Origin of the sequence: Methanosarcina sp. (assembly GCF_049706645.1) — an archaeon.
Taxonomy (GTDB): domain Archaea; phylum Halobacteriota; class Methanosarcinia; order Methanosarcinales; family Methanosarcinaceae; genus Methanosarcina.
This window is the reverse complement of the sequence record NZ_JBNAKP010000011.1, coordinates 1-18,335: the sequence shown is the minus strand read 5'-3', so window position 1 is coordinate 18,335 and position 18,335 is coordinate 1. Positions and strand designations below refer to the sequence as shown.

Here is an 18,335-nt window from a genome sequence, read left to right as displayed (position 1 = left end):
ATAGTTGCCTTTCAATATAATTGCCTTTCAATATAATTGCCTTATTAGTTCAAAGTACTCAATAAACAGTCAAATAAGCAGTCAAATAAATGCTCTGAACTGTATGTCATCTATTTGATCCCAGTTTTCGATTTCTATTCTATTTAAGCTGTAGGGAGATCTTAGTTTATTCATTCATTAACTTCGGCACGCAGGTGCTTATGCCGTATTCCAGCACCTGCCCGAATTCCTGGAGGGCTTCGTAGAGAGGGAACTCATTGGAGTAAGGGGCAATTGCAAAAACCGTATCCCCAAGCATTGCCTGGGAAGCAAGCCCACCACTTGCATTTGCAGCTTCGATCACGTCCTTTGCCCTGCTGCTCATAAGGCCGGTTTTGCTGGCAAACGTTTTTGCCTGCTGCATGAAATTCTCAAGAGTGGGCTTTTTAAGCAGTTCGGACATGGCCGCTTTTCCTGCACTGTTAATTCTTACGGTTGCGGCTTCGTCCCTCAGGACCGAATCGGTAGAGATCTCGCCAAGTACAATACAGAAAACTCTGGCTTCGGGAACCGGAATCCTGTCCACAAGCCCGAATTCGGGCCCACCCGGCTGCAGCCTGATTACTACCCCACCGCTGGACTGGGCAGCAATATCCCCAAGCCCGCTGCGATTGACAACTTCGGCCACATGGGCATATTCGGTCAGGCTTTTTACGGTCTGGTTCAGGGAAAGTGCCCTGTTCAGAGCATAGGCTGTCCCGAGAGCTCCTGCACCTGAAGCTCCGAATCCGCATCCGATTGGGATTTCTGCCCAACTCTTAATCCTTACAGGCACGTCAGTCATCATCCCTGCGACTGTTCGGGTAGTTCTGCCTTCAACCCTTTTTCCATTAAGGAAGATTTCGGTTTCTTCTACAGACCTCCCGACCTTTACTTCGGTGGTAACTCCTCCATTCAGGACGATTCCGCAGCCTGTAGAACCCTTGCGATGAGGGTTTTCATGCTCGTGGATCTGGAAAAAACCTGTGATGTGTCCCGGAGCATAGGCTTTTGCCAGAAAGTCTGCTCCTTCACTCTCATATGTATACATAGAAAACGCCTTTTTACAATTTCAATCATTTTTTCGAAGTTCGTTCCTGTTTTGCAGAATATTTGCATCATCTTTTGCAAAATAACTACAGAGTAGTTTCGGGTTTTTGTGGGATATTCTGGAATACCTTGCAGGAGAATTCTTCACTTCAGCAGAATTTCTTATTTAACAACTCGGCTGCCTCTTCAAGAATAAAGGCTGCAAGTTTGCGTTTATTCCCGCTTACGTGCCTGGGTTCGCTTTTTTCCCGCCCGAGCAGGTACAGTTCATTTTCCTCGGTGCCCATCCCGCCTTTTGCGACATCGTTTGCTGCAATAAGGTCCAGTTTTGAGGCTTTAAGGGTTGAGGTTGCCCTTCTTAAAAGTTCCTGTTTTTCAACTCCGGTTTCAGCTTTGAAGCCTATAATCACAAGGTCAGGATATCTTTCACGGCATTCTTTTATCAGTTTGCGGGTAGGTTTCAATTTCAACAAAAGTTCTCCTCCCGATTTGATCTTTTCGGGAGAGGGCTCGGCCGTATAGTCTGCAATTGCTGCCGAACTTATAAGCACATCATACCCTTTCTCAAGTTCCGAGAGCACGGCATCGGTCATATCGGCAGCGCTCTCTGCAAAAATCTCCCTGACACCTGCAAACCCGAGCCTGTCCCGATGTACCAGGGTTATATCAGCTCCATTGCGGTAAGCTTCAAGGGCAAGTTCCCTGCCGGTTTTGCCTGAAGCCCGGTTAGTCAGGATTCGGATTGGGTCCAGACCTTCGGCAGTGGAGCCGCTCGTGATAATTACCTTCCGGTTTTCAAGGGTTTTGCTTCCGAGAGCCCTTTCGACCTCGAGCACAATTTCTTCATTTGCTGCAATTTTTGCAATGCCTTCTTCCAGTCTGGGGCCCACGACCGAGATTCCCCAGCTTTTTAATTTTACCAGGTTTTCAGCTACAGCCGGGTGTCTGAACATTGATTCGTGCATCGCAGGGACAACCATTACAGGCACGCCCGAACCAAGGGCAGTTGTTGCAAACGAGGTTACAGGGGTATCATCTATTCCGTATGCGATTTTTCCTACAGTGTTTGCTGTTGCAGGGGCTATAAGGAGAAGATCGGCCCTGCCCTTAAGCCCGCAAAACTCTACATGTTCAACCCTGCCTCCAAGTTCGGTAATTGCAGGGTTTCCGGTAGCATAGTGCAGGGCATCAGGGTGCAGGATGTGCGTGGCAGCCTCTGTCATAACAGTGTGAACCTCAGCCCCGTTTCTTATCAGCTCCCTTGCAAGTTCGACGGTCCTTACCGCTCCAATGCTTCCCGTAACGCCAAGGACTATGGTTTTCCCGGCAAGGGAAGAGCTCTTCTGTCCCTGGATCCAGAGTGTCGGATGGATTTTTTCGGCTCTGGACCTGGCGGCCTTTTGCCCATCCTGCTTATCCGCTTCATCTACTCGATCCGGTTCCTTTTGACCGGGATTTTCCTGGCTCGGATCTTTCTGACCCGTCTGGCTTTGAAAGTCTTTCAATGGGGTTTTCATTCAGGCACCGGAGTGATCTATAAGATTAATAAGCTGACAACGACTTCTTAAATCGACTTGCTTTTCAGAAAATGTTCCTGAAAGCAAAGTGACATTCAATACGATATTCTTAAAACTTTCGAAATGCGAGGATTAAAACTGATAGAGAAGCTTTATAGAGACATTTTATTTTATTAATAAGTCCGGATGTATATGACAAATAAACTGCATTTAAGTTAGCTCATCGAGTACGAGCAAACCGTTTTTAACCTCATGTATATGACAGATAAACTGCATTTAAGCCAGTATGAGTTATACGTAATCCATAGCGAACTTTAACATAAACTGTAATAAACTAGAGAACTTGCCGTAGTAAGATGAAATTTAAGCTCTAACAGGCTATAACATAAGCTGTAATAAGCTAAATCCGGGTCGTAATAAGCTGTAGAGCGCATATCGTAATAATCTTGACTTAAGCCAGTATAAAACTGCGGCTTAAGTTATTAAAAATTACATACCAGTCTAAATAGTTAAAAGTTACAGTATCAGCCACAACATTTATTGACTTACTGAAGCCGATCATGGTCGGGAGAGAAGCTATGAACGACAAAAAAACAAAGAAAGAAGCCTCCGAAGTTACGAAAAAGGGCCTGGGTACATTCATAGGAAAGATTTCAGGAAAAGAGCAGCTCGAACTTGAGATCGACCGGCTCAATTCACAGGTCGTTAGACTGGAACTCGATCTGCGGGGTGCAAAAAGCCAGCTTGAAAAGAAAGAGGCGCTTGCAAGGCAGGCGGTTGCGGACAGGCAGGAAGCTGAAGCCCTTTTAAACCAGGAACGTATTCGAACCCAGACTCTCTCCCACGAGCTCGAGACAGTCAGGACTGAATCCGAAGGCAAACTGAAGTTTCGCGGGATTGAAACCCTGAGCCCGCAAGCGGTTCAGGCTTACCTTTCCAAGCTCAAATCCTTTCACGCCCCTGCAGGCGACCTGCTGACCGTTTATCTGCCCCCGGATACCCGCCTCTCAGATGTACTGAGTGAAAAGCTTCTTGAGCGCGTAGAAGAGGAAACCCGTACGCTTCTTGACAGGCTTGATTCTGAAACCGGCCTTATACTTTTTTATGATCTTCACCGCATGGTCTGCGAAGCTCTGGCTCCTCCCGTTCCTATCGCTTCCCAGGCCTGGCAGCTCGGGCACAATTTTGAGGTTGCTTTGCTCGAAGAGAGTCTGAGTAAGGATTACCGCATGCTCGTCCTTATCCTGCACGCAGGCGAATCCTTCATAGGTTTTGCTCCCGATGCGCGGGTTTTCGATACTGAGGAACTTATCCGCAGCAGCGTTAAGGAAAAGCATAGCAAAGGAGGCTTTAGCCAGCGCCGTTTCGAACGCCTCAGGGAAGAGGATATCGCGCACCATATGGACAAAGTTGTTGAGGCCCTGGATAGGGTTCTCGAAGAAAACAGGTTTATTGACAGCGTTATTCTGAGCGGGGATTTTCAGCTCATAGGGGAGATTCGAAAACGTCTGCCCCTCAACCTTGAGGTAATTGAAAAGCCGTCTGACATCAGGGTCGAAAAAGCAGGTGGTGAAGAGATCCTCAGAGCGGTTTTAAGCTCAAGAAGATATCTGCTGTAAAAGATATCTGCTGTAAAATATTGAAGGTATGTTTGCTGCAAGAGCCAAAAAAAGATATGCTGCAAAGTTCCGAAAAAAACGCCAGAGAAGAAGTTTCATTGTTGAGACTTTACGAACAAAGTTTTTTATTCTTTTTATGATTTTATAGAATCCTCTTATTAAAAGGACTAGAAGATCAGAAAGAAATTGTTTGGTTTTTCCCCGAGCATGGGAAGGGTTTTAGATTCTCTCCTGTAGTGGATCAGATATCTAGAGTTCTTCTATATTTTCTTTCAAAATTCTAATTTCCAGAAAGTAAGATTCAAATCTGTTGACTTAATTATACACCAATTTCAAAGTACTTTTATACTTATATGATAACTAATAAAATATTTTATAATACTTTGAGGGATTAATATCGCAAATAATAACGGTGACATGGAAAAACGATTATGGAGTGCAGCAGATGAGTTACGAGCTAACTCAAAACTGAAATCATCTGAATACTCTGTTCCTGTACTTGGTCTTATATTTTTGAAGTATGCTGACTACAAATTTTCTGTTCTACAAAAAGAGCTTGAAGGAGAAGGTACAGGTAGAAAAAAGATAGGAAAGGAACGTTATCAAGCAAAAGGTGTGATGTACCTTCCTGAAGAATCCCGGTTTTCAACCCTGCTGAAGCTTCCTGAAGACCGTGATATTGGTAAAGCACTCAATGATGCCATGTCAGCGATTGAGCGTGAAAACACTGATCTTAAAGGTGTTCTTCCCAAATCATATACATTACTTGAAAAAAGCACTCTTCTGAATCTACTACGAACGTTCAACTCAATACCAATGGATATCGAAGGGGATACCTTTGGTAAAATATATGAGTACTTCCTTGGCGAGTTTGCCAAGAGTGAAGGACAAAAGGGTGGTGAGTTCTTCACACCGACATCCATCGTAAAACTCATTGTAGAAATTATTGAACCTTATCATGGTCGTATCTATGACCCAGCCTGCGGGTCAGGTGGTATGTTCGTACAGAGTGGAAAATTCGTTACAAATCACAAGAAAAATCCAAATGCTGAACTCAGTGTTTATGGTCAGGAAAAAACTGGTGAGACCGTGAGATTAGCTAAGATGAACCTTGCAGTTCATGGTCTAGCAGGTGATATTCGTGAAGGTAATTCATACTATGAAGACATCCATGAGAGTGTCGGCAAGTTCGATTTTGTGATGGCAAATCCACCTTTCAACGTAGATAAAATTGATAAGGAAAGACTCAGGGATGACAAAGCCCGTTTCCCATACGGTATGCCAAAACCGGACAATGGTAATTACATCTGGATTCAGTTGTTCTACAGTTCATTGAATGAACACGGTCGATCAGGGTTTGTTATGGCGAACTCCGCAAGTGATGCCCGTGGTTCGGAGATGGAGATACGCAAGCAGCTCATTGAAGACAATGCAGTAGATGTCATGATTTCCATTGGCTCGAATTTCTTCTATACGGTGACATTGCCATGCACCCTGTGGTTCCTGGATAAAGGAAAGAAGGACACACCACGCAAAGACAAGATACTGTTCATTGATGCACGCCACATATTCACACAAATAGACCGTGCTCATCGTGAATTCACACCTGAACAAGTAGAGTTCATAGCTAACATTGTCAGATTGTATCGTGGAGAAGATATTGAAACCGTGAATGATAGCAATATACAGTTGAATGAGAAGTTTCCCGATGGAACTTACAATGATGTTCTTGGTTTGTGTAAGGTTGCAACTCTTGATGAGATTGAAGGTCAAGGATGGAGTCTGAATCCAGGAAGATATGTCGGTGTTGCTGAAGGTGAAGAGGATGAAGATTTCGACTTCAAGGAAAGGTTGGAAGAGCTGAATGAGGAGCTTGAAGGGCTGAATCTCGAGGCAAGAGAGCTAGAAGAAGTTATCAGCGAAAATGTGAAGCAGTTACTTGAAAAGGGGATTCTATGAACAAAACGTTCGTGAAGCGAGTTTTGAAAGATTTCATAGATTTGGGGGAAATAGAGATAAAAACTGGCCCTTTCGGAACACAATTACATGCAAGTGATTATGTCGAGCAAGGTACACCTGTGATTAATGTACGTAACATTGGATATGGCCGCATAAAAAATGAAAAGCTTGAATATATAAATGAAGAAACTGTTCAGCGACTTTCAAGCCACCTTTTGAAACATAATGATATTGTGTTTGGTCGAAAAGGAGCTGTTGACCGTCATGCTCTGATAGGATTTGACCAACAAGAGTGGTTCCAAGGTTCAGACTGTTTAAGAATTAGAATTAAAAGCGAATCTCTAGGCCCTCTTTTTTTATCTTACTATTTCTTAACTGACAACCATAAAAAATGGATGATGGCACAATGTTCTCATGGAGCAACAATGGCTTCCTTGAATCAAGATATTATTTCACGTATTTCAATTTGTCTTCCGAGAATAGAAATTCAACACAAAATCGCTGCCATCCTCTCAGCCTACGATGACCTCATCGAGAACAACACAAGACGCATCAAGATACTCGAAGAGATGTCACAGACCATCTACAATGAATGGTTCGTGAAATTCAGGTTTCCGGGGCATGAAAACGCAAAAATGGTTCCTTCGGATTTAGGGGAGATTCCTGAGGGATGGAAAACTAGGAAAATCGGAGATATTTTTACAGTAGTTTTAGGTGGTACTCCCTCTCGAAAGAGAGAAGATTATTGGAATGGGAATATTCCATGGATAAATTCGGGCAAAGTCAATGAATTGCGTATAATTAATGAAAGTGAGGGCATTACAGAACTTGGATTGAAAAAATCAGCTACAAAAATTATGCCTGTTAGAACCACTGTCGTTGCGATAACAGGAGCGACTCTTGGTCAAATAAGCTTGACAGAAATTGAAGTCTGTGCCAATCAGTCAGTTGTTGGAATTTATGATGAAAAGAAAACTTATTCTGAATACATTTTCTTGAAAATAAACGAAATTATAAATGAAATTATTTTGAAGGCTGGAGGAGGAGCACAGCAACATATAAATAAAGAAATCATAAATGAAACTGAAATTATAATACCTCCTAAAAATATGGTTGAAGAGTTCAATTCAGATATAAAGCCAATTTTCAATCAAATTTCTATCTTGTTTTTCAAAAATCAAAACCTCCGCAAGACTCGTGACCTTCTCTTACCACGACTCATCTCCGGTGAAATCGATGTGTCTGAACTCGATATCGATGTAGGGGGTATCACAGCATGACCATATATCCCGACCCTGATTCTGAAGAGGCACTCGAAAACGATACAATGGACTTATTCAGAGTTCTCGATTGGGATGAAGTGGTTAACTGTTATGATGAAAAGTTTGGTCTTGATGGAACTCTTGGACGTGAAACATCAGCAGATGTGATACTTGTTCTCAGACTAAGGGAAGCACTTCGTACATTGAATCCTGATATTTCTTCAGATGCCATTGAACAAGCCATAGATGAAATATTACGTGATAGAAGTCGGATGACACCTGCAAACGCCAATAGAGACGTATACAGGTTGCTTAAAGATGGTATCAAGGTGAAGTTCAGCAATAGTGACAATGAAGAAGTCATTGATACGGTTCAAGTCATTGACTGGAATAATTGTCATAAGAATGATTTCTTCCTTGCATCACAGCTCTGGATATCCGGTGAAATGTACAAACGCAGAGCAGATCTGATAGGTTTCATCAATGGTATACCGCTTGTATTCATTGAACTGAAAGCATCACATAAAAGATTGGAAAACGCATACAATGACAATCTGCGTGATTACAAAAACACTATTCCACAGATATTCTGGTACACTGGTTTTATCATATTGTCCAATGGCAAACAAAGCAAGATAGGTACCCTCACAACCCCCTGGGAACACTTCAGTGAATGGAAGAAGATAAACAGTGAGGGTGAAGAAGGAATCATATCTCTTGATACCATTATTCGTGGGACATGTGAACCTTCCAGATTGCTTGATATTCTTGAGAATTTCATACTATTCAGTGAAGAAAGTAGTGGAATGGTCAAGTTCATCGCAAAGAATCACCAATATATTGGAGTTAACAATGCCATTGAATCATTGAGAAACGTTGAAAGCAACAAAGGACGCCTTGGTGTATTCTGGCATACGCAAGGTAGTGGTAAGAGTTATTCGATGGTTTTCTTTGCACAAAAAGCACTCCGCAAGTTCCACGGAAGTCATACTTTCCTCGTTGTAACAGACCGTGAAGAACTTGATAACCAGATATATGCAAATTTTGCAAAAACCGGTGTTGTCACTGAAGAGCACACACAAGCTGTTGATGGGGAACACCTGCGACTACTGCTTCGTGAGGACCATCGTTACATATTCACATTAATACAAAAATTCAAGACGCCTGAGAAAGGTTCATTTCCACTCTTATCAGAGCGTTCTGACATAATTATTATCGCAGATGAAGCACATCGAAGCCAGTATGAGACACTTGCTGCAAACATGAGGAAAGCTCTACCAAATGCTGCATTCATCGCATTTACAGGTACACCTCTGATTGTTGGTGAAGAAAAAACCAAAAAAGAATTCGGTGACTATGTAAGTGTCTACAACTTCAAGCAGTCGGTCGATGACGGTGCAACGGTTCCTCTTTACTATGAAAACAGGATACCTGAACTGCAACTAACAAATGACGCATTCGATGATGACATGCATCGCATCATCGAAGAAGCTGAACTTGATGAGAATCAGGAAAAGAAGTTTGAGCGTGAGATTTCAAGGCAATATCACCTTATTACCCGTGATGAAAGACTTGAAACGGTTGCAAAGGACATGGTATCGCACTTCATGGAACGGGGATATCTTGGTAAAGCCATGTTCATTGCAATAGACAAAGCTACTGCCGTTAAAATGTATGATAAGGTCAGGAAGTACTGGAACGAATATCTCGAAGACCTCAAAGTCAAATATGCAACTGTTACTAACTCTGATAAAGATATCCCTGGTGATAAAATCATATTCATGCAGGATACAGACATGGCAGTTGTAGTATCACAATCACAGAATGAAGTTGAAGACCTCAAAAAGAAAGGGGTAGATATTAGACCCCATCGTGAAAGAATGGTCAGGGAAGACCTTGAAACAAAGTTCAAGGATTCAAAAGACAACTTCCGTATTGTGTTTGTCTGTGCTATGTGGATTACAGGCTTTGATGTTCCTACCTGTTCAACCATCTACCTCGATAAACCTATGAAGAACCACACTCTGATGCAGACCATAGCCCGTGCAAATCGTGTATACAGCGATAAAACAAGTGGTTTGATTGTAGACTATGTGGGAATGTTCAAGTCACTACAGAAGGCGCTGGCAATCTATGGTTCCGATTCAGGTGGTGGAGTCAAACCGGGTGATTATCCTGTAATCGATAAGGAAGAACTTGTCGAGAAACTCGAAGAAACAATTAATGAAACTATCTCGTTTTGCAAGTCCCTTGGAATTGATATTGAGAAGATTCTGTCATCATCAGGATTTGAACGTGTAAAACTGCGTAGTGATGCTGTTGAAGCTATCCTGGTAGATGAGGAGACAAAAAAAGAATACCTGTCTATGGCATTAATTATACACAAATTATTCAAAGCCATATTACCTGACCCCGCAGCAGATGAACTCTCACCAAAAATCCGGTTATTTGACAAGATTGCAGAAGAAATAAGGTCACTGGAAACACCTGCTGACATCTCGCGTGTAATGGAAAAGGTGGAAAAACTATTGGATGAGTCTATTGCATCAGAAGGATACCTGATAAAAGACCAACCATCTTCAAAGCTTATCAACCTCAATGAAATCGATTTTGAAGTATTAAGAAAGAAGTTCAATCAGGGTCGTAAGAGGACGGAGCTTGAAAAACTGAAAGCAATCCTTGAAAGTAAACTGAAACTGATGATTCTGTTGAACAAAACAAGAATAGACTACCTTGAAACCTATCAGAAAATGATAGCAGAATACAATGCAGGTTCAAGGAATGTTGAAGACCTGTTCAATGAGTTAATCGAACTGGTTAAGAAACTCAGTGAGGAAGAGCAGCGACATATTGCAGAGAACCTGACTGAGGAAGAACTGTCAATCTTTGACTTGCTCACAAAACCTGATATGCACTTGACGAAGAAGGAAGAACAGCAGGTGAAAGAGGTTGTTAAGGAGTTATTGACAACTCTTACGCATGAAAAACTTGTACTGGATTGGAAAAAGAAGCAGCAGGCAAGAGCTGAGGTCAAGACGACAGTGGAAGATATACTTGACCATCTTCCTGAAAAATACAGTGCTGAAGTGTATCAACAGAAGTGTGAAATCGTGTTTGGTCACATTTATGATTCATACTATGGTGCCGGTCAGGGTATCTATGCCTGACTATGCACCTGGACATTCACTGGCGTATCCGGTGGAGATTACTTTTGACCTGAAACCAATGCCTCCCACTTATTCACCCTTTCCAGAAGATGAGAGTTAAGACTAAACGGTTTAACCGACTTGGCGTTTTGTTTCATGCAATGCAAAATCCCCTTAGAAAACTCTAACTTTTTCCAATGAGAATATGAAATTTTGAGAAAAACATAATTTTTGTGCCAAAAAATTGTAAATTAAGTGGAGAAGAGATCAGTTTCTACCTAAAAGAATGACCAGAGGATAACCAATCACGGACAATCAGTAAGAAAGTTACTGAATAATAATTATCAATAGTTTTTTATACTATTGTTTTTATGTAAATCTGGCAGGTCGACCGATCTACTTACTACACGAAAAAATTTCCTCCTTTAAACCCCCCTAAACTGTTATAATAAATAACACCAATACCCCAATTGTCGGCCTGTCAATCCTCCTTTTTGTGGAATAAAAAATTAAATTTGGGAGTTGTAATCTTAGCAGCAATAATCAGATTAAAGGAAGTTTTGGGATAGGCTCATAATTTAAATTCTTGTTACTATGATTTGCTAGAGACTTTTATTGATTCCTTACTTTAGGTGCAACCCCAATAAGTTAGGTGCAAAGTAGAAAGGCTTGTTACAATTAATATAATTCCTAGAATTCTGAATGATAAAAATGCAAATGATGAAAAATGAAAATAAAATAAACTTTAAAAAATTGACCTCCGAATCTGTAGAACTTGGAATACTTCTTGCAATTGTAGGAGGATTTCTGGATGCTTATACATTCGTAGGACGAGGCGGGGTTTTCGCCAATGCGCAGACTGGAAATGTCGTGCTCATGGGTATAGAAGCCGCAGCAGGAGAATGGGAAAATGCAGTACTTTACGCAGTACCTGTTCTGGCATTTATCGTCGGAGTAGTAGTTGCCGAGATAATTAAAAAACCATCAATGCGCCTGTTAATACCGGATACCGAAAGAGCGGTTTTAATTCTTGAAATTGCAGTTCTTTTTATTATAGGTTTTATACCTTACACGAGTCCTAATATGATGGTAACTGTTGCAATCTCATTTGTAGCAGCTATCCAGTTCTCTGTATTTCGCAAACTTGTCGGTTCTCCGTATAACACAATTGCGATCACAGGAAATCTACGATCATCTACCCAGGAAGCCTATATTGCTGTCACAAGAAAAGACTATAAATCGGCTTTTCAAGCAGTCAGATTTTCTATGATTAACCTCTCGTTTTTAGCAGGAGCTATTCTGGGAGGATTGCTTACTTCGTTTATTGGAGTTAAAGCAGTATGGATAGCTGTGATCATACTAATATGCTCTGTAATTTTATTCAGCACAGACGAATGCAAGCATAAGAGTGCTCATGTTGAAATATAAGATTCAATATTGGTAACAGTAGATTAGTGAATATTGACAACAGATCTGGAGATCATTGACAATACATCCACGAGTTCGTGATAAAAACATTTTTTGCGCAATCTATATCAGCTTTCAGTACAGGGAAGGTAAGCAATGCCAAGAGACAGCAGAGATTACTATTATCATCAGACAAAAAAGAGGGCTTAAGCAATAATAAGCTGTAGCTTAAGCCTTTATAAACTATAAATTAAGCCGTTAGATATAATCTCAGCCACGACAGGTCATGATTTTCATTAAAGCTGGATATTAGTCTGGAAGGAGCAGATAAATGACAAACTTGTCAGACTGGACCAATAAACTAAGCTTCTCTTCTGCTCGCTTTCGATCTTTTCGATTAAACGTTCGAATAGAACCCTTCAAGTTGTAAAACTACAGGTTCGTACTGCTCCTGAACCTGGTAAGCTTCTGTTTAATCTCTTGTCGAGCGGCACTGTTCCCCAAGACACTTTAATAGTTTCGGAAGATCAATCCCCAGTTCTCCAAGCCTTTTTACGAATTCCTTGCTGATCGTACCTCTCTCCAGCAGACAGTGCAGCACCTCACAGAGCTCGCTGGTCTCAGGGTCTTTCGGGTTCCAGATATCCCCGCCAGGCACAGCCACGGCAGTAAGTGTCCTTTCACGCTCAAAAGGAGTACCGCGCATAGTTTCCCCAAGCGCACGCACGCGGATATTGAATACTCCGGGAAGCAGGAGATTATAGGTTGCGATAAACTGGTTTTCCGAGCCTGATCCAAAAGTAACGAGATCAGTAGCTCCGTCCGGCCGCTGAATTTCGGCCCACACTTTTGCACGCGCAGGCAGCGGCGCATCATACTCGCGGAGCGATGCCGTCAGGTGAATAACAGCATTCACATCGAAACTGGTTTGTGTCACGTAAACCGAGAACGTCAGGCTTGAATAAGCATGTGCCACAAATTCATAGGGTAAGACCCATCGCCTGGGATTATAGTCTGCCGTGTAATGCTCCTGATTCCGCTCGTACGTGGTTATATCCGGTGATGGGCTACCAAGTTTCAGCACTGCGTGCCACAGCCCGGTATGGCTTCCACCTGGATTTGCCGGAAGCACGGGTAAAGCGCACCTGTAGCAGGACGCATACTGACTCAATATGAACTGCGAATTTGCTCCTCCGGGTCCTGATACCGGCGTAATACGCGAACCGTCTGGCGCTTCAAGTTCAAAATCAATGACTTGCGGAAGCGGACTCAACACGATCAAATCCATTCCGTAGTCTGCCTCGCAGATCCGGAACGGGATACGATGTTCTGAGCTTTTGTCGAGAACCCCTCGCGGATCGGCAGCAATTTGTGCATTCGTAACGCCTGCAAGAATTTGCAAAAAATATTTACTGAGCCGCATAGACTGATCTGCTGAGAGCTGGCCGGTGATCAGGAGATATCCATTGTGCCCCTGGCAGAGTGTGGTCAGGGCGGGAACACTAATATTCGATGGAAGTCCAAGGCCGACAGCATACGTATTTGCTGTGATGCTTCCGGAAACGTTGGCGAGAGACGGTGGGCGGTTCCACATCCCATCGGTGAGCACCACCATAGCGGCTATGTCGTATGGCGGAGTTGCCGCTGCTTGCGCGTCGTCAAGCATCTGTTTTCCTTTAACCACACCATCGCCTATGGATGTCAAGCCTGTGGGGTCGATGTCGCTCCCTGAGATGTGTCCGATTGCAGTTGTGCGTCCAGCCCCTCCCGAGGTCGCACCTACATCCTGTATTTCCATTAATCGCTGCGCTGCTTCGTTGAAACGGACCAGCCCGATCCCGTCGCCAGGAAGCATAATACTGATAAATACGTTGGCCGCCTCACGTAATTTCTGCACCTTGGAAATACCATCGCCTGCGTCCTCGCTCATGCTGCCTGAACGGTCAAGTACGAGTGCAATGGCTGATCGAGGACGGGGAATAGTATTGGCTACGATATTTACGGTCCAGGTCTGTCCGGTTTCAAGGCAGCGAACAGTGACGCTCCCATTTGCAGAATCACCAGGATTTGTCGAGGTATAAGACAGCCAGATCCGTGCATAGGTTGTAGGGAGTATAGGATCAGCCGTAACGACCACCGATGTGCCAAGCGGTGTGCCGAAGCCACCTGTGGGTCCGGCGGTTATTTGAAATGTCAGACGGCGGCAAGTCACCACTTCCCAAACTATCGCGCGGTGAGTGGTTACTCCTATGCCCCCCATTCCCGCTGGAACGTTTGTGAATGAGATACTCGGAGTGACCAGATTGATCGATTCTGCAGGAAGGAACGGCTGAAGTGTCTGCCGGATCACGCCCGCACATACTGGACAAAAAGGCCCGTAGTCCCGCATGTAACAGCTCGGCAGGGGACGATAGGTATTGCAATTCGAGTAGATTGCTCCCTCATACGTACCTACAGCTCCGGCGGGCGGCGGGGTTAAAGGTGGCATGCAGGTAGATGCGGTACAGCTCGAGTCGCATTCTGAAGGCATAGGTGTCGTTGCTGCTATTAAAGCGCGCCATTTGTTTGTAGCACGGTTCGTATCTCGTGTAACGTTCGGTTCTGATGGTTCTCCTGCCGGAGTGCCCGTGCCATCGCCGCCATATTCGTCCGCTAAACCAAATGCGCTATGCCCTATTTCATGTATGGCAATCTTTGCTGCTGCAGCGTGTGTGGAGCATGTTGCAATCACCCCTCCCGAACCACCATACTTACTGGAATTGACAATGCAGAGCACCTGATGCCTGAGCGGTACCTGCGCCGAGGCGACGGACAAAGCCAGAGGCGTATTCACACTTAGCAACCGATCAAGGGGTGTTCCAGCAAAATTGGTGCAGAAAGTCGCGTCGAAATAAGTATTGACTGTTATCACAGTCCCGCCTGCACAGCCGGGATCATCAGCTCCGCTGTCTGTTGATACCACGTCAACGCGGTGGATATTAATGCCGCAGAAGAGTTCATCAAAGGGAGGCGTTGTACGAAACTCCGCCACGAAGTTCTGCACATCCGTATGATATTTTGTGAGGTCGCCCTCACGGTACCCGTCGCCAATAATAACCAGATTCCATCGAGCGCTGTCGGGACCGTGATCGGTGATTTTAGTTGTACCCACAATATATCCATCACTCGCACTCATTGTTCGCCTCCTTTCTCTCCCTCTGGTACATCGAATCGAGCTAGCTCGGTCGATCCTCCAGTACGCTTCTCTCGAGCCTTTGCCGGGTCAAGATACTCTCCCATTAGCGTTATGAATCTGGCCCTGGCATTGTCCGGAAGAAGCACTTCGAAGATACTCTCTTTAACGTCTCCGAATTCGCGGTGAATCTTGCCGCTGGGTGAATGCACTTCCACGGAGTTGCCGAGCGGGTAGTGGAGTGGCCGGTGAAAAAGTACGTGATCGTTTGCATCGCGAAGTTCCATCCAGAAGCCGCCGTATTTTTCCGTTTCCGGGCGTTCACCTACCGAAGGCGGGCATATCATATCGAGTCTTTCATATGACATCAGTCTAACCTTGCCGTCCGTGACTCGAAACGTTAGCCTGAGTGATTTGCGAGATTGGCTAGCATTCAGGGCTTCTGGCCGAATAGTATTTTCCATATTGTCCCCCAAAGTAATGCAATGAATTTTCCTGTAATTTTACCGTTTACATGTCTAAAATAAAATACTTATTAATTGTAATAATTCCTATAAAACAGTTAAAGAAAGTGAAATTAGAACTTTGATTCAAAATATAATCTAAAGTAACGAATAAGTAATACCGGAGTAACAGGGAAGTAGCATTTACGGTATCTGGCGAGTAACTTAAAAATACTTGCAAGAAAACAAAAAAGTCGCGAAAAAAACGGAATTTATCGTTAAAATATCCGAAATTATATATTTAATAAATAATTATATGTTGTTAGTCCTGTTAGATTTATCTTATTTATCTTATTTATCTTATTGAACTGAAGTTATTATCCACTGAAGCTAGCACAAAGGATTTTCCGTAACATATATCAGCTTTCAGTGCAGGGAAGGTAAGCAATGGCAAGAGACAGAAGAGATTATTATTATCGTCAGGCAAAAGAGGAAGGGTACCGGTCCAGGGCTTCCTTCAAGCTTAAACAGATTAATGAAAAACATAAAATTATCAACCGGGGAGACTCGGTTGTCGATCTGGGGGCAGCCCCGGGCGGATGGCTCCAGGTTGCAAAAAAACTGTCCGGGGGAAAGGTTCTTGGCGTGGATTTGCAGAGAATTGACCCAATCGAGGGAGTCGAGACCATTCAGGGCGATATAAACGCCGAATCCACAATTAAAAAGATTATTCAGATCGTAGGGACAAAAGGAGCTGACGTGGTGCTCTGTGATGCAGCTCCGAACCTCTCGGGAAACTGGTCTTATGACCATGCAAGGTCAATTGAGCTTGCTACCTCGGCTCTGGAATGTGCGAAAAAAATTCTCAAGCCCAAAGGGAATTTCGTTGTGAAGGTCTTCCAGGGAGACATGTTTAACGACTACATGCAGCAGGTCAGGGAAAACTTTGTCAAGACGGGGGCTTATTCTCCGCAAGCTTCGCGGTCCCAGAGCGCGGAAATCTATGTTATCGGAAAGAAGTTCCTTACAGCTCCGCTCCGGAAAGGAAACGAATTCGTTGTGGATATCGAGAAGCTGGGCTCAAGCGGGGATGGAGCCGTGCTCATTGAAGGGTTCGTTGTCTTCGTAAAAGAAGTTGAGGTCGGAGAAAAAGTCCGGATTAAAATAACGGACGTCAAGCCGAACTTCGCTTTTGCCGAGGTCGCAGAAAGGCTTGAGAAAACCGAGAAATCTGAGTAATTTTGTCTGAAAGTTCAGTTAATAATATGAACTATAATATTCAGCAATAAATCTATATATTTGGGCAATTAAATCTATAATGGGCGATCAGATATATTGTATTAATTAAAAAATCTTATAGTATTAAAAAGAGTTTAACCCGATTCTAAAAGCCATTTTCAAACACGGTGATCCGGTTGATTGATCTTCACACTCACACGATTTTCAGTGACGGGGAACTGATCCCCAGTGAACTTGTCCGGCGGGCGGTTATTCACGGCTATAAGGCTATTGCACTTACCGACCATGCCGATTACACCAATCTCGAACAGCTCATAGAAGCTGCAAAGAAGGCAAAATACCTGGAAGAGGAATGGGATATCCGTGTTTTTACCGGCGTTGAACTGACGCATGTGCCTCCGGGAAAAATCGCCCCTCTTGCAAAGAAAGCAAAAGAGCTGGGCGCAGAGATTGTGGTCGTGCACGGCGAAACTATCTACGAGCCGGTTGCCCCCGGAACAAATGCAGCATCGGTTGCCTGCGAATATGTGGACATCCTGGCGCACCCTGGACTTATTTCAGAGAAAGATGTCGAGACCGCTAAAGAGAATAATGTCTGCCTTGAAATTACAGCCAGGAATGGCCACAACAGGACCAACGGCCATGTTGCGCGGCTTGCCCTCGAAATCGGTGCAACGCTTCTGGTGAATACCGACACGCATGCCCCTGAAAACCTTATCACCGATGAAACCGCCCTGAAAATCGCAATGGGAGCCGGGCTTACCGAGGCAGGGGCAAGAGAAGTATTAAAGGCGTCTGCAAGAAAGATTGCAGAGATTGTTTAACTACAATATTTTTAAAAGCAAAATATCTGAGGGCAGGATTTAACTGCATGGTTAATGCAATTACCCGCCCCCGACGTTTTTCGATTATTCATCAACTGGCCGCATTCTTTCCAGGTACGCAGTTGCCGAACTTTTTCCGAATACGTAGCTGAAAGGTATGGCTATCAGATCCCCGATGAGATAGGTAACGAATATTGCAGCAAAGAGATACCCGTGAGTCGGAAACTGCCCTTTCATTACAAGAGGCGAAGCGACTCCTAAAAACCAGACTATCTTATAAGTCAGCTGCAAAAGCAAGACTGGAACAAATTTCAGGGGAGCTCTCAAGCCCAGTATGGATACAAGACCAAAAGCGATATAGAGACTACCAAAAACTCCAAAAACAATAGGGTCTTGCGAAGGCCAGCCCATCATGGATATCACAAAGTCAGGAGCAATAACCACTCCCAATCCAAGCAAACCGGCTGAAACAACAGTATAAAAGTACATAAATTTCAGCCAGCCCCACCGAATACTCGAATCCCCAGAACCCATTTTCCACCTCATATGAAAAAATGTTCGTAACTATTCAGGTAGCCTTGTTAGGGCTCCACAATTTTTCCTCGTTCCGAGGAAAAATTGGATATAAAATGAATTATTTTTTTCTTTTATGAAACGTGAAGAGATTCTTGCTCTGTGT

The 18,335-nt window shown here is 43.7% G+C and carries 12 protein-coding genes; 7 read left to right on the top strand and 5 right to left on the bottom strand.

Going from position 1 to position 18,335, the window contains the following annotated elements; genetic code table 11:
* Positions 1-166 precede the first annotated feature (166 nt).
* Both ACPK8D_RS04535 and coaBC read right to left on the bottom strand, forming a co-directional pair.
* The gene (locus tag ACPK8D_RS04535; protein WP_424716662.1) at positions 167-1,069 is read right to left on the bottom strand and encodes a pantoate kinase; all 903 of its coding nucleotides are present in this window, start codon (positions 1,067-1,069) and stop codon (positions 167-169) included.
* 148 nt (positions 1,070-1,217) lie between these two features.
* The gene (coaBC, locus tag ACPK8D_RS04530; RefSeq protein ID WP_424716661.1) at positions 1,218-2,585 is read right to left on the bottom strand and encodes a bifunctional phosphopantothenoylcysteine decarboxylase/phosphopantothenate--cysteine ligase CoaBC; all 1,368 of its coding nucleotides are present in this window, start codon (positions 2,583-2,585) and stop codon (positions 1,218-1,220) included.
* A gap of 578 nt (positions 2,586-3,163) precedes the next feature.
* Between coaBC and ACPK8D_RS04525 the strand changes: the two genes are divergently transcribed.
* The 5 genes from ACPK8D_RS04525 to ACPK8D_RS04505 all read left to right on the top strand — a co-directional run bounded on the left by ACPK8D_RS04525 (position 3,164) and on the right by ACPK8D_RS04505 (position 11,999).
* A complete protein-coding gene (locus ACPK8D_RS04525; RefSeq protein ID WP_424716660.1) occupies positions 3,164-4,204 on the top strand; it encodes a Vms1/Ankzf1 family peptidyl-tRNA hydrolase in 1,041 nt (346 codons plus the stop codon).
* Between the two features lie 417 nt (positions 4,205-4,621).
* On the top strand, positions 4,622-6,163 hold the full coding sequence (locus ACPK8D_RS04520; RefSeq protein ID WP_424716659.1) for a type I restriction-modification system subunit M: 1,542 nt from the start codon (positions 4,622-4,624) through the stop codon (positions 6,161-6,163).
* The gene (locus ACPK8D_RS04515) at positions 6,160-7,443 is read left to right on the top strand and encodes a restriction endonuclease subunit S (RefSeq protein ID WP_424716658.1); all 1,284 of its coding nucleotides are present in this window, start codon (positions 6,160-6,162) and stop codon (positions 7,441-7,443) included. The genes ACPK8D_RS04520 and ACPK8D_RS04515 overlap by 4 nt, the downstream gene beginning before the upstream one ends.
* Positions 7,440-10,592, top strand: a complete 3,153-nt coding sequence (locus tag ACPK8D_RS04510) for a type I restriction endonuclease subunit R (RefSeq protein ID WP_424716657.1) — start codon at positions 7,440-7,442, stop codon at positions 10,590-10,592. The genes ACPK8D_RS04515 and ACPK8D_RS04510 overlap by 4 nt, the downstream gene beginning before the upstream one ends.
* A gap of 732 nt (positions 10,593-11,324) precedes the next feature.
* Positions 11,325-11,999: a YoaK family protein gene (locus tag ACPK8D_RS04505; protein WP_424716656.1), complete on the top strand. Its 675-nt coding sequence runs from the start codon at positions 11,325-11,327 to the stop codon at positions 11,997-11,999.
* A gap of 451 nt (positions 12,000-12,450) precedes the next feature.
* On the opposite strand, the gene ACPK8D_RS04500 is transcribed toward ACPK8D_RS04505, so the two are convergent.
* Positions 12,451-15,153 (bottom strand): M64 family metallopeptidase, encoded by a 2,703-nt coding sequence (locus ACPK8D_RS04500; RefSeq protein WP_424716655.1) that lies wholly within the window; start codon positions 15,151-15,153, stop codon positions 12,451-12,453.
* The gene (locus ACPK8D_RS04495) at positions 15,150-15,368 is read right to left on the bottom strand and encodes a hypothetical protein (protein WP_424716654.1); all 219 of its coding nucleotides are present in this window, start codon (positions 15,366-15,368) and stop codon (positions 15,150-15,152) included. Before ACPK8D_RS04495 ends, ACPK8D_RS04500 begins: the two co-directional genes overlap by 4 nt.
* Positions 15,369-16,040: 672 nt before the next feature.
* Here ACPK8D_RS04495 and ACPK8D_RS04490 point away from each other — a divergent pair.
* Together ACPK8D_RS04490 and ACPK8D_RS04485 are read left to right on the top strand one after the other, a co-directional pair.
* The gene (locus tag ACPK8D_RS04490; protein WP_424716653.1) at positions 16,041-16,832 is read left to right on the top strand and encodes a 23S rRNA (uridine(2552)-2'-O)-methyltransferase; all 792 of its coding nucleotides are present in this window, start codon (positions 16,041-16,043) and stop codon (positions 16,830-16,832) included.
* Between the two features lie 176 nt (positions 16,833-17,008).
* On the top strand, positions 17,009-17,656 hold the full coding sequence (locus tag ACPK8D_RS04485; RefSeq protein WP_424716750.1) for a histidinol phosphate phosphatase domain-containing protein: 648 nt from the start codon (positions 17,009-17,011) through the stop codon (positions 17,654-17,656).
* A gap of 84 nt (positions 17,657-17,740) precedes the next feature.
* On the opposite strand, the gene ACPK8D_RS04480 is transcribed toward ACPK8D_RS04485, so the two are convergent.
* The gene (locus ACPK8D_RS04480) at positions 17,741-18,190 is read right to left on the bottom strand and encodes a hypothetical protein (RefSeq protein ID WP_424716652.1); all 450 of its coding nucleotides are present in this window, start codon (positions 18,188-18,190) and stop codon (positions 17,741-17,743) included.
* Positions 18,191-18,335: the final 145 nt, after the last annotated feature.